This is a genomic window from Sorangium sp. So ce887 (assembly GCF_051521455.1).
GTDB lineage: Bacteria > Myxococcota_A > Polyangia > Polyangiales > Polyangiaceae > Sorangium.
Map to the genome: position 1 here is coordinate 11,398,034 of NZ_CP150354.1, position 12,185 is coordinate 11,410,218.

Annotated in this window: 13 protein-coding genes; 7 read left to right on the plus strand and 6 right to left on the minus strand. The window is 73.0% G+C overall.

The annotated features are described in order from the left end of the window. Nucleotides 1-10: 10 nt before the first annotated feature. Together WMF36_RS42760 and WMF36_RS42765 are read left to right on the plus strand one after the other, a co-directional pair. Complete coding sequence (locus WMF36_RS42760) at nt 11-766, plus strand: HAD family hydrolase (protein ID WP_437576609.1); 756 nt, start codon at nt 11-13, stop codon at nt 764-766. Next, complete coding sequence (locus WMF36_RS42765) at nt 763-2,067, plus strand: hypothetical protein (RefSeq protein WP_437576610.1); 1,305 nt, start codon at nt 763-765, stop codon at nt 2,065-2,067. Before WMF36_RS42760 ends, WMF36_RS42765 begins: the two co-directional genes overlap by 4 nt. Nucleotides 2,068-2,077: 10 nt before the next feature. Here WMF36_RS42765 and WMF36_RS42770 read toward each other — a convergent pair whose 3' ends face one another. Continuing rightward, nucleotides 2,078-2,533 (minus strand): acyl-CoA thioesterase, encoded by a 456-nt coding sequence (locus tag WMF36_RS42770; RefSeq protein WP_437576611.1) that lies wholly within the window; start codon nt 2,531-2,533, stop codon nt 2,078-2,080. Between the two features lie 152 nt (nt 2,534-2,685). On the opposite strand from WMF36_RS42770, the gene hpt reads away from it, so the two are divergent. Together hpt and WMF36_RS42780 are read left to right on the plus strand one after the other, a co-directional pair. Further along, complete coding sequence (gene hpt / locus WMF36_RS42775) at nt 2,686-3,207, plus strand: hypoxanthine phosphoribosyltransferase (protein WP_437576612.1); 522 nt, start codon at nt 2,686-2,688, stop codon at nt 3,205-3,207. Next, a complete protein-coding gene (locus WMF36_RS42780) occupies nt 3,204-3,521 on the plus strand; it encodes a tetratricopeptide repeat protein (protein ID WP_437483107.1) in 318 nt (105 codons plus the stop codon). The genes hpt and WMF36_RS42780 overlap by 4 nt, the downstream gene beginning before the upstream one ends. 42 nt (nt 3,522-3,563) lie before the next feature. Here WMF36_RS42780 and WMF36_RS42785 read toward each other — a convergent pair whose 3' ends face one another. The 3 genes from WMF36_RS42785 to WMF36_RS42795 form a co-directional block, all read right to left on the minus strand. After that, on the minus strand, nt 3,564-4,958 hold the full coding sequence (locus WMF36_RS42785; RefSeq protein ID WP_437576613.1) for a replication-associated recombination protein A: 1,395 nt from the start codon (nt 4,956-4,958) through the stop codon (nt 3,564-3,566). Continuing rightward, on the minus strand, nt 4,955-5,602 hold the full coding sequence (locus tag WMF36_RS42790; protein WP_437576614.1) for a TlpA family protein disulfide reductase: 648 nt from the start codon (nt 5,600-5,602) through the stop codon (nt 4,955-4,957). The genes WMF36_RS42785 and WMF36_RS42790 overlap by 4 nt, the downstream gene beginning before the upstream one ends. A gap of 156 nt (nt 5,603-5,758) precedes the next feature. Continuing rightward, nucleotides 5,759-6,457, minus strand: coding sequence for a YggS family pyridoxal phosphate-dependent enzyme (locus tag WMF36_RS42795; RefSeq protein ID WP_437576615.1), 699 nt, complete (start codon nt 6,455-6,457; stop codon nt 5,759-5,761). A gap of 862 nt (nt 6,458-7,319) precedes the next feature. On the opposite strand from WMF36_RS42795, the gene WMF36_RS42800 reads away from it, so the two are divergent. After that, on the plus strand, nt 7,320-7,763 hold the full coding sequence (locus WMF36_RS42800) for a hypothetical protein (RefSeq protein ID WP_437576616.1): 444 nt from the start codon (nt 7,320-7,322) through the stop codon (nt 7,761-7,763). A gap of 195 nt (nt 7,764-7,958) precedes the next feature. On the opposite strand, the gene WMF36_RS42805 is transcribed toward WMF36_RS42800, so the two are convergent. Beyond that, nucleotides 7,959-8,462, minus strand: coding sequence for a cyclic nucleotide-binding domain-containing protein (locus WMF36_RS42805; RefSeq protein ID WP_437576617.1), 504 nt, complete (start codon nt 8,460-8,462; stop codon nt 7,959-7,961). 297 nt (nt 8,463-8,759) lie between these two features. Next, nucleotides 8,760-9,194 carry an N-acetyltransferase family protein gene (locus WMF36_RS42810; protein ID WP_437576618.1) on the minus strand — a complete coding sequence of 145 codons (435 nt, stop codon included), beginning with the start codon at nt 9,192-9,194 and terminating at the stop codon, nt 8,760-8,762. 168 nt (nt 9,195-9,362) lie between these two features. Between WMF36_RS42810 and rpe the strand changes: the two genes are divergently transcribed. Then, nucleotides 9,363-10,076, plus strand: a complete 714-nt coding sequence (gene rpe / locus WMF36_RS42815) for a ribulose-phosphate 3-epimerase (protein ID WP_437576619.1) — start codon at nt 9,363-9,365, stop codon at nt 10,074-10,076. Further along, complete coding sequence (locus WMF36_RS42820; RefSeq protein ID WP_437576620.1) at nt 10,073-11,542, plus strand: hypothetical protein; 1,470 nt, start codon at nt 10,073-10,075, stop codon at nt 11,540-11,542. Before rpe ends, WMF36_RS42820 begins: the two co-directional genes overlap by 4 nt. The last annotated feature ends 643 nt before the right edge of the window (nt 11,543-12,185 follow it).

The window sequence follows — 12,185 nt, forward strand, 5'->3', positions numbered from 1 at the left end:
CGCGACGACCTTGAGCACGCTGTTCTACGAGAAGCGCCTCGTCCCCCTCGAGCGGACGCGGCTCCTGAACTCCATCGTCGAGCGGGCGGCTGACCGGTCGGAGGGGCCTCCTGTGGTCGTCTTCGATCTCGACGGCACCCTCATGGACAACCGGCCGCGGGTGGTCGCCATTCTTCACGAGCTCGCGGAGGAGTGGCGCCGCAAGCACCCGCACGCCGCCGCCCTCCTCGAGCGCGCGGCGCCCGAGGGCATCGGGTACGGGTTCCAGGACAACCTGCGCCGGCTCGGGGTCGACGACGAGTCGCTCCACCTGCACGCCTTCGAGTTCTGGAAGGCCCGCTTCTTCAACGATCCGCACATCCGGCACGACGTCGAGGTGCCGGGCGCGAGCCAGTACGCGCGCGACTGCCACGCGGCGGGGGCGACGCTCGTGTACCTCACCGGGCGCGACCTCCCGAACATGGCGCTCGGCTCGTTCGCGAGCCTGCGCGACCTCGGCTTCCCCATCGGGGTCATCGGCACGGAGCTCGTCGTGAAGCCGAGGTTCGAGATGCCCGACACCGAGTTCAAGCGGAGCGTCGCCCCGCAGCTCTCCCGGCTCGGGCGCGTCATCGCGGCGTTCGACAACGAGGCGGCGAACTGCAACCTGCTCGTGGCCTGCCATCCCCGCTGCACCGCGGTCTTCATGGACACGCAGTACGCGCCCGACCCGCCGCCGCTCGACCGGCGGGTGCAGGTGATCCACACCTTCGAGCGGGAGCCGTGATCAGCGCGCGCATCGCCGCCGTCGGCCTGCTGCTCGCCGCCGCCGGGTGCGAGCCGTCGCGCCACCAGCCCGCCGACCTCGTGGAGGCCGGGGCGAGCCCGAACGCGAGGATCCTCCCCGCGCCGCTCGCGAACGAGACGCCGGACCTGCTCGACGCCTCGGCGGCCGAGGCCAGCGCGAAGCTCGTGTCGGACGACTACGGCCGGCTCATCATGTCCGAGGCGAGCCAGCCGTCGCCGCTGCTGCTGCCGCCCGCGACCCCCCTGCCGGAGGACACGCTCTCGTCCCGCGAGCTCCCGGGCGTCACGCTCGCGGCGGCCTTCCGCTGGCGCGACGTGCCGCAGCCCCCCAAGGCGCCCGAGGTGGCGCCCGCCGGGATCCACGCGGCGCAGCGGCTCACCGAGCTGACGTGGAAGGTCGATCTCGCCGAGACGGGGCGCATGCGGGTCCAGTTCACGTCGCGGGCGCTCCCGTTGCCCTCCGGCTCCGAGCTCCGCGCCCGCCACGACGTCCACGGGGAGGTCCTGCTCTGGCCGGCCTTGACCCAGTACCGGGTCGTGCCGCCGGGGGCGCTCCGCACGCTCCTCGGCGAGCGGCGCGTCGACGTGACGCCGCTGTCGGCCGGCTCGGCGCGTCCCGTCGGCGAAGGCAAGCGGCTCGAGATCGACGTCCGCAAGATCGAGATGCACGCGAGCCTCGGCGCGCTGTACCTCGAGCTCGGCAGGGTGCCCGAGGCCGGCGAAGGGGGGCCCCTGCTCTGCCGGGCGCTGCTGGAGATCCTCGGCGTCGACCCGAAGTCGCCCGAGTGCGTGGCCGGCGAGGTGCCGCTCTATGCGAGCTATGCCTGGCAGAGCGGCGGCGGCGTCGCGTTCGAGGTCACGTCGGTCGACCGGCGCACCGACCTGATCTCGACCGACATGCTCATGCCGCCCCCGAGCGCGGCGTACGCCGCCGCGGGGCTCCCGTCGGCGCAGGGCGGCGTCTTCCTGACGCGCGACGAGCTCGCGGCCATCCGGGCAGAGCCGCTCCCGCTGCCCGCGAGCGTCGACCCGGGCGCGCCCGGCGAGGGCTTCGTCGCGGTCAATCAGACCGACGCGCTGTTCTACCTGCTCGTCGACGGCATCCCCGCGGTCGCGGTGCCTCCGATGAGCGAGCGCTACGTCGCCGGGCCCCTGCGCGGGCGCTACGTCGTCCAGTGGCGCACGTTCCTCGGCGAGAGCATCGAGCCGCCGCAGACCGTCGAGATGCCGGCGCGCCTCGTGCGCAGCGGGACCGACGCAGGCGCGGCGGACGGCGGCTGAGCGGCCGCCGCTAGCTGCCGGTCGTCGTCTCGGGGCTCGACAGGAGCGCGGAGATGTCGTCCGGGATCCGGGTCAGCGTGAGGCTCGAGCCGAGGCACGCGAGGAGGATGTCGCCGTCGCAGATCACCTCCTCGCCCCGGAGGACGCGGTAGCTGAAGCGCGCGGTCACCCTGTGGATCTCGCGGCAGGTCGTCTCGACCACGAGGTTGTCGCCGAACCGCGCCGCCTGGCGGTACTTGATCCGCAGCTCCGCGACAGCGAGGTGAAGGTCGCGCCGGACCATCTCCTCGTAGGAGATCCCGCGGCGCTGCAGCCAGTCGATGCGGCCAGCCTCCAGGTAGACGAGATAGTTCGCGTGGTGGACGATGCCCATCAGATCCGTCTCGCAGAAGCGGACGGCCAGCGGGGTGCGTGAGGTGAGGTGCGGCGGCGCATCGGGCGGAGGAAGCGGAGGAAGGGGCGGCATCGCGGGAGGCGCCTAGGTTAACCCACTTTCGACCCGGGCGGCGGAGCGGCCGCGCGGCCTGGAACGCGCGCGATGGGGAACGCCGGCGGCGCGCAGGGCGAGGGATGCGCCTCGGCGCTGGTGGCGGGGGCGCCGCGATGCTAGCGGGCGCCATGGCGAACGTCCGGACGCTCCTGTCCGCCGAGCAGATCGGCGCCCGCGTGCGCGAGCTCGGCGCGCAGATCACCAGCGACTACGCGGAGCGGCGGCTCGTGCTCGTCTCGGTGCTCAAGGGGAGCTTCGTGTTCACCGCCGACATCGCGCGCCACATCGACCTCCCGGTGCGCATCGAGTTCCTCGGCGTGCGCAGCTACGGCGAGGGCACGGCCTCCACCGGCGTCGTCCAGATCACGCAGGACCTGACGCGCCCGATCGAGGGCGAGGACATCCTCCTCATCGAGGACATCGTCGATACGGGCCTCACGATCTCGCACCTGCTCCAGCTCTTCCGTACGAGGATGCCGAACAGCGTGAAGGTCTGCGCGCTCCTGCACAAGCCGGCCCGCGCGCGGGTCGAGGTGCCGATCGACTATCTGGGCTTCACGATCGAGGACAAGTTCGTCGTCGGCTACGGGCTCGACTGGGCCGAGCGCTATCGAAACCTGCCGTTCATCGGTGTTGTGGAGGCGACGTGAGCAAGCGGCTGCTGATGCTCGAGAAGATGACCCAGGGCGGGTCGAAGGATCCATTCCACTGGTACGCGCTCGCGCTGGAGTACGCGGGGCAGGGACGCCATGACGAGGCGCTCGCCACGTTCGGCGCGCTCCGGGCGATCGACCCGAGCTACGTGCCGATGTACCTCATGTGCGGGACGATGCTGGTGAAGGCAGGCCGCCGCGACGAGGGGCGCTCCTGGCTGAGCGACGGCATCGGGGTCGCGCGCAGCAAGGGAGATCAGCACGCGCTGAGCGAGCTCCAGCAGGCGCTCGAGGGCGACGGCGACGCGTGACGCCATGAGGGAGGCGGCGCGCGGCGGGGATCGCGCCGCGCGTCAGCCGCCCTCTCCCCCGCCCTCGCCGCGGATCCGGCGGAGGCGCTCGCCGATCGTCCGCTCGTAGCCGCGGTCGGTCGGCTCGTAGAACCGGCTGCCGGCGATCGGCTCGGGCAGGTAGGCCTCGCCCACCGCGACGCCGCCCGGCTCGTCGTGCGCGTAGCGGTAGCCCTCGCCGTAGCCCTCGTCGCGCATCAGCCGCGTGACGGCGTTGCGCAGCGTGAGCGGGACCGGCAGCGCGCCGTGCTCGCGTACGGCGGCCTGCGCCGACTGCCAGGCCGACTTGCACGCGTTCGATTTCGGGGCCGTGGCGAGGTACAGCGCCGCCTGCGTGAGCGGGTAGAGGCCCTCCGGCATCCCCATCCGCCGGAACGCGGCGTCCGCCGCGACGGCGACCTCCAGGGCGCGCGGGTCGGCGTTGCCGATGTCCTCGGAGGCGAAGATCATCATCCGGCGCAGCAGGAAGAGCGGGTCGTCGCCGGCCTCGATCATGCGCATCAGCCAGTAGACGGCGGCGTCCGGATCGGAGCCGCGCATCGACTTGATGAAGGCGCTGATGACGTTGTAGTGCTCCTCGCCGGCCTTGTCGTAGAGCAGCGTCTTGTGCTCGCTCGCGCCGGCGATGAGCTCGCGCGTGATCGTGGCGGCGCCCGCGCGCACCGCCTCGTCCGCGGCGACCTCCAGCGTGGTGAGCGCCCTGCGCGCGTCGCCCTGCGCGAGCGCCGCGATCGCCGAGAGCGCGTCGTCGTCGGCCGCGACCGCGCCGGCGAGCCCGGTGGGCGAGTCGATGGCGCGGCGCAGGAGCTCGACGAGCTCCGGGGCGTCGAGGCCCTGGAGGCGGAAGACCTTGCAGCGGGAGAGGAGCGGCGCGTTCACCGCGAACGAAGGGTTCTCGGTGGTCGCCCCGATCAGGGTGATCGTCCCGTCCTCGACGTGCGGGAGGAACGCGTCCTGCTGGGCCTTGTTGAAGCGGTGGATCTCGTCGACGAACAGGATCGTGCGCTTGCTCTCGTACGAGCGCGCGGTGCGCGCCTGGGCGAGGATCTCGCGGAGCTCCGGCACGCCGCCCAGCACGGCGTTGAAGGGGACGAAGCGGGCGTTCGTCGTGTGCGCGACGACGCGCGCCAGCGTCGTCTTGCCGGCGCCCGGCGGGCCCCACAGGATCATCGAGGGGATCCGGTCGGCGGTGATCGCGCGCGCGAGCAGCTTGCCCTCGCCGAGGAGGTGGCCCTGGCCGATCATGTCCGCGAGCGAGCGCGGGCGCATGCGCTCGGCGAGGGGCACCGTGGCCCGGAGCTCCGGATCGCGCTGCCGGGCGGCGTCGAAGAGGGTCGGCTCGTCGCCCGCGGGTCGCCGCCGCGCGCCGCCGCCTCCCCCGCCGCGGGGCGCGCTCATTCGAAGGCCGACCGCGCGCGCGCGTCGGAGGCCCGTTCCGAGAGCAGGACCTCCACGGCGCGGCGCGCGCTCGCCGGATCGCGCCCGACCCAGCGCACCGTGCCCGCGCCGTCGACCACGAACGTGAGGGGGACCTGCGCGACGCCGTAGGTCCCGCTGAGCCGCTGATCGAGGTCCGCGACGATGGGGAACGTCGCGCCGAGCTCGTACGCGGCCGCCTCGGCGGCGGCCTCCGAGGCGTCGACGTTCACGCCGATCATCGCCACCCCGTCCGCCTTGCGGTCGCGCCAGAGCTTGTCGAGCGCCGGCATGGTCCGGCTGCACGACGCGCACCAGGACGCCCAGAAGTCGATCACGGTGACCCGCGTCCTCCGGGTGCCGGGCACGCCCACGGTGACCGCCGCCGTCGACTCCGCGTGGAACTCCGGCGCGGCGCTGCCCACGAGCGGGTGGCGCACCGAGGCAGGCATCGCGCCCGGCCCGCACCCGAGCACGAGCGGCGCGCAGGCCGCAGCGCTCGCGAGGGCGCCGATACGGACGGCCGAGCGGAGGCGCGACAGCGCGGGCCACGCCGTCGCCGCGCGCGTCGCGCGGACGCCGCCGCTGACCGAGGAGGGCTTGCTCGCCGCCTTCGCCTGCAACACGCGGGGAGTTTAACGTCCCGGCGCGCCTTGTCCGAGGGGCGCAGGAGGAAAAAGAGCGCGTGGTCGGCGGAATGAGGCCGCCGCGGCGGGCGCGGGGAACCCGCCCGAGGGGCCGGCGCGCCGCGCCGGGGTTGCGCCGGGCGCGGCGCGGCGGCGCTATCCGCGGGCTCCGAAGATGGCGGTGCCGACGCGGACGAGCGTGGCGCCCTCGGCGATGGCTGCCTCGAAATCGTGCGACATGCCCATCGAGAGCTCGGGCAGCGCGGCCTGGCCGCCGTGCGCGTCCCGCAGGGCGCGCAGCTGCGCGAAGAACGGGAGGACGTCGGCCGGGTCGTCGAGGAACGGCGCGATGGTCATGAGGCCGACCGGCCGGAGGTGCGCGCACCGGGCCACCGCGCCGACGAGCGGCGCGAGATCGCCGGGCGCACAGCCGCCCTTCGAGGCCTCGCCGCCGACGTTGACCTCGAGCAGGACGTCGACCGTCCGGTTGAGCGCGGCCGCGCGCCTGTCGAGCTCGACGGCGAGGTCCTCGCGATCGACGGAGTGCACGACCTGCGCGACGCGCGCGACGTGCTTCGCCTTGTTCCTCTGGAGCCGGCCGATGGCGTGCCACACGAGCCCGTCGAGGTCGGCGAGCGCCTCGGCCTTCTCGACGAGCTCCTGCGCGTAGCTCTCGCCGAAATCACGCTGCCCGGCGGCATAGGCGGCGCGGATGGCCTCCGCGGGCTTTCCCTTGGACACAGCGATGAGCCGGACCTCCTCGGGGTCCCGCCCGGCGCGCGCCGCGGCGCCTGCGATCCGGCGCCGTACCTCTTCGAGCCGCGGTGCGATGTTCTCCAGGTCTTCAGAAATCACGCCGCACGATACCGCGAGCTGCCGCTGCGGACACGAGGGCGCGCCGCTGCACCGGACACGGCAGTGCGGGCCGTGGCGGAGGCCGGCGCAAGGTGTCGGATCCACCCGCCCGGGCGGCGTGCCAGAGTGTGCCTGAGGACCGCGTCAATCACCGCCGGATCGCAGTGCATCCAGGGATTTTCTCGTGGCACGTGGATTGCCATACGCGTGCGTACCCGCCATGCGAAGCCTGCTGTTGTCTACCCTGCTCATCGCGGTTGGATGCACGTTCAACCCGCAGCCCGAACCGCCGTTTCAGGAGCAGGACCCCGATCCGCCGGGGTCTACCGCCACCGGAGCCGGCAGCACGGGTGCAGGTGCCGGTGACGCAGGCACTGGGGCTGGCTTTCCCGAGCCATCGGGCGCCGGAGGCGGGGGCGGCTCCGGCGCCGTGGGTACCAGCACCAGCACGGGCGGCACGGGCGGCTCTGGCGGCGCGGTCGGTGAGGGCGGCTCTGGCGGCGCGGGCGGCTCTGGTGAGGGCGGCTCTGGCGGTGAGGGCGGCTCTGGAGAGGGCGGCTCTGGCGGTGAGGGCGGCTCTGGTGGGGGCGGCTCTGGCGGTGAGGGCGGCTCTGGCGGCGGGGGCGGCTCTGGCGGTGAGGGCGGCGCGGGCGGTGAGGGCGCCGAGCCCTGCGGCGAAGGGGGCGCTGGAGGTGTGGACTGCGGCTGAGCAACCGCGCCGCCCGACCTTGACGGCGGCGCCAGCCGGGTGGCAGGCGCGAGCGACAGCAGACGGCTCATCGCGCTCGACGCCGCGCTCCCGCGGACGAGGGCGCTGCGCAAGCGGCAGGGGACTGCGCAGGGTGCTATGAGGAGAGAGCTTATGCGCAAGCTTGTCGTCCTTTTGTTCGGGGTGGTGCTCTCGGGCTGTGGCTTCAACCCGCAGCCCGAGCCTCCCCTCTCGGGTATCGGATGCGCGGACTGCGATGACCTCGGCGCGACCGGGGCCGGAGGGGGACGCACCGAAGACGACCCCGATGGGAGTGACGGCAACGGGGGCGGCCCCATCGCCGGCGAGGCCGGCACGGGCAACGCTGGTTCAACCGGTGCCGGTAGCACGGGTGCATCCGGCGCCGGCGGCGCGACCAATTCGGGCGGCCACGCCGGTGCGGATGGCGGAGGCGGCGCCGGTGGCGGAGGCGGCGAGGACGGCACCGGTGGCGCGGGCGGCGAGGACGGCGCGGGCGGCGACGCCGGCGCGGGGGGTACCGGCGGCGCGGGCGGCGAAGCCGGCGCCGGTGGCGCGCTTGGCCAGGGCGGCGCGTGAGGCGACGGATGGGCCAGGTGCCACGACGCCGAGCGCTCGACGCAGCCTCGTAGCTTGGCGGCGGCGCTGAGCTCCGAGGTACGCCCGGCAGCGGGCTCGTGAAACGTTCTCCCCGCGCCCTCAGCCGCGGCCGCACGCCGTCAGCTCCGCCCTGCGACGCCGCGAGCTCGCGGCTCGACGCCGCGAGCGCGCGGCTCAGATCCCAGGTCGCCGTGGCCGCGTGTACTCGTCGAGCATGTTCGCGACGAGCTCGGCGAGGAGGCTGTCCGCCACGCGAAGGCGGCGCGACATCTCGCGCGCAATGTTCAGCACCAGGAGGGTGTACGACTTGAGATCGCGCCGGTAGAGCGCGTCGAGATCGTGAGCGGTGATGCGCATCAAACGCGACGGGGCGATGGCTCGCACGGTCGCCGAGCGCGGCATCACGTCGAGGATCGACATCTCGCCGAACCAGTCGCTCGGCCCCAGGACCGCGATCCGCGCGTCGACATCCCGCTTCGACCGCTTGAGCACTTCCATCTCCCCTGCGAGCAGCACGAACATCTCGCGGCCGCTGTCGCCCTCGCGAAAGGCGACGGCCCCCGGCTGCAGCTCGAGCAGCTCCAGCGAGTCGGCGAGTCCATGGAGGACGTGATCGCCCAGGCCGCCGAACAGGCCGATCTCGCGCAGCTGCGCGATCAAGTCAGCGTTGTGGCTCACGGGGTTGCACCGCGGGCGACCGCGGCGGCCGACCCGACAACGCCCACCAACACCTCGCGAACATGCCCGCCTACTCGCATCGCTCCACCTCGCGGCCCCGAGCCGATGTACCCACCGAGAGCGTACGCCGCAACATGAGGACGTCAACGCTCGCCCTCGCGACATCCTGCCGGCTCCCCGGCCGTCTCGTCGCCGCGGGATGCGCCCCCCGAGCCCCGTCCCCTCGGTCACGTCGCTCCGAGCCGTGCACCCGCCTTGCGGTCGCGCTGCCGCCGGGCGCACCTGGCGTGAGCCGCACTAGAGATCCTTGGTGAACACGATCCGCGGGCGCCCAGGCCCGGCGTAGTCCTCGACCTCGGCCGCCGACCAGCCGACCGCCGCGTGGAAGCGCACGGAGCCCTCGTTGCCCAGGGTCGTGATCGCCTTGAGCTGCCGGCAACCCTCGCGGCGGCAGTCCTCCTCGAACGCTGCATAGAGCATCCTGCCGACGCCGCGGCGGCGGTAGTCGGGGTGAATGCCGACGAGGTGCACGTACCCGATCGCCGCGTCCGGGCACCTGAACCCGAGCAGGAAGCCGACAAGCAACCCGTGATCCTCGACGACGCGGGCAAGGCGCCCGAGCTCGTAGAAGTAGATCGGGTGCGCGAGCGCGCTGGTTGGGCCTGCCCACCACCGATCGATCTCACCCACGATCCGGTCGTAGTCGGGCTTCGTCAGCGGCCGTGTCTCCATGCATCACCTCACTCGAACGGTTCGGGATCCAGCTTTCGATCTGCACGCCGCGGATGGCACGAACATCTCGCGCAGACCTGCGCAGCCTAGCAGCCGCGCCGGCCTCCTCGTAAGCACGCTCGTGATGCCCGGCTAGCCGCCGCGCGTCACGCCTGCTAGCGCTACCGCGTGCGTCACGACAAAATCATCGTCGCTCCGTCGATCCTGTCGGCTGACTTCGGTCGTCTCGCGGAGGAAGTGCGAGCCGCCGAGGCCGCCGGCGCCGACTGGATTCACGTCGATGTGATGGATGGCCGGTTTGTGCCAAACATTACGATCGGACCGCTCATCGTTCGCGCGGTTCGCGCCGCGACGCGTCTTCCTCTCGATGTGCACCTGATGATCGTCGAGCCCGAGCGCTACGTCGACGAGTTCGCGGTCGCCGGCGCCGATCGGATCTCGGTCCACGTGGAGGCGTCGCCGCACCTGCACCGGACGATCCAGCAGATCCGGGACGCAGGAGCGCGCCCCGGCGTCGTGCTGAACCCTCACACCTCGGAAGAGTCGATCCGGCACGTGCTGCCCGACCTGGATCTGGTGCTGGTGATGAGCGTCAACCCCGGGTTCGGTGGCCAGCGGTTCATCCCGGCGACGCTCCCCAAGCTGCGGAGCCTGCGTCAGGCGATCGATCAGGCGGGCCTCGACATCGCGCTCGAGGTCGACGGCGGCGTCGCGCCGTCGACGTCCGGGCAGATCATCGCCGCCGGGGCGACGGCGCTCGTCGCCGGCTCGGCCGTGTTCGGCGCCGCGGCGCCTGGCGAGCAGCTGTCGTTCGACGCGCGTGTGGCGCGGTATGCGGAGGCGATCCGGGCGATCCGCGCGCCCGCCGGGGAGCAGCTTTGATCCGGCGCAACGCCCCCGCGGCGGTGAGGGCCGCGGCGAGGGCGACGGCGTGCGCGGCGGCGGCGCTCGTCGGGGCGGCGGTGCTGGCCGGCTGCGCGCAGCCGGCTGCGCCTGTGGCGCCGCCACGCGCGCCGGCCCCGGACACGGCGCGCCCCGCGGGTTCGGCCGCGCTCCCGCCGGCCGGGGGCGCCAATCCGGTCGGCGAGGGCGAGGTCGACGACGATGCGGCCCGGCTGACCAAGGAGGAGATCGCGCGCGTGCTCGCCCGCCTGGCGAAGGCGCGCGGCCTGCCCGTGCTCCGCGAGGTGCGGAGCCGCGTGCTCACCCGCGGCGAGATCCTGGCGCGGGTGCGCGCGCACGTGGAGCGCGAGATCCCCGAGGGCGTGCTGGATCATCAGCGCGAGGTGCTCGCGGCGCTCGAGCTCATCCCGGCCGACTACGACTTCACCGCCGGGATGTACCGCCTGCTCGAGGGGCGCATCGCGGGCTTCTACGAGCCGGACGACGCGACGATGTACCTCGTCGACGATCTCAGCGAGACCGAGGCCGAGGAGACGCTGGCGCACGAGCTCGTCCATGCGCTCCAGGACCAGAGCTTCTCGCTGGGGAAGCTCCTTCGCTTCAGGCCCGGCGACAGCGATCGCCTGGCGGCCACGCACGCGCTCGTCGAGGGCGAGGCGATGAGCGCGATGTTCGATGTGCTTGTCGGCTCGGCGTTCCAGATGGACGAGTCGACACTCCGGAAGCTCGTGGCGATGTCGACGGCGCTGTCGTCCGTGGGCGATACGCCGCTCGTGCTGCAGGAGTCGCTGGGCGCGCCGTACACGGACGGCTTCGCGTTCGTGCAGGCGCTGCGCCGGGATGGCGGCTGGCCCTCCGTGGACGCGGTCTGGCGCGCGCTGCCGGAGACGACCGAGCAGCTGCTGCACCCCGAGAAGCTCGCCGCGCGCGAGCCCGCCGTCGAGGTGGCGGTCCCGACCGCCGCGGCGCTCGGTCCAGGGTTCCGCGTCGTGTTCGACGACGTGATGGGCGAGCAGGCGCTGCGCATCGCGTTCGCCGCGTATGCGCACCGCGAGGCGGCCATCGGCGCGGCGGCCGGGTGGGGCGGGGACCGGGTTGCGGTGGTGCAGCGGGACGATCCGAAGGACCCGACGCGGCGCGCGTTCGCGCTCGCGTGGCGGCTGCGGTTCGACAGCGCGGGCGACGCGGCGGAGGCGGGGAAGGTGCTCGAGCGCCGCTTCGGGAAGACGTGCCAGCAGCGCGCGTCGCTCGGGCCGATCGCGTGGACGGCGCGCGGGGGCGACGTGGCGGTCGTCGCGGGGCCGTACGAGCGGCGCGGGGCAGGGGAGGCCAGCGCGGTGGGGACGTGCGCGGGGGCGAAGACGTGGCTGGCGGAGGTGATGAAGGGCGGGGTTGGGGGGAAGGCGACGGGGGGAGCGGGGGCGGAGAGCCAGGGACGGAAGTAGCGGATCCGCTCACGAATGCGGGCTGGGCAACGTCGAGCGGCGCCCCGGTACGTCCGTTGCGCCGCACAGGCCCGGAGGTCGACACCCTCAGCGAGCGCCTTCGCGAGGAGCTCGCGACGTCTGTCGTCCGCCCGGATCGCAGCCGCAGACGGATGAAGCTCCGGACCTTCCTCGAGGGTTTCGGCTAGACCGCGTGCGCCACGCATCGCTCTCGTCGGCGCTCGAGAACCTTCAGAGGTGGGGCTTCGGGCACAAGCTCAGCGGCAGCACCGTCAACGACTGCATCACCCTCTGAACGACTGCATCACCCTCTGGAAGAGCGAAGCGTCCGTCTACGAAGGGACCGAGCACATTCGCCTGGGCGCAGCGGACGGAGCTAGAGCGATTCGATGTCTCTCTGGCTGCCTGGATGGAGGCGGACTTCCCTGAAGCGGCGGCTCAGGCAATCCAGCGGCGAATCTGCAGCGTTGATGGCTCGTCCTCCGAATCGCCGTTCTTCTCATTCTCCGCATGGCACGCCGCCTCTGAAGCAAGCTTTCGGACTCCCCCCTACGGGACGATTGCGTGCAGGTGACGCGCGAGCTCGCCGGGTATCACAAGACCGTTGCGATGACGAAGCCGCATGTCGCTTCACGTCCCCAGG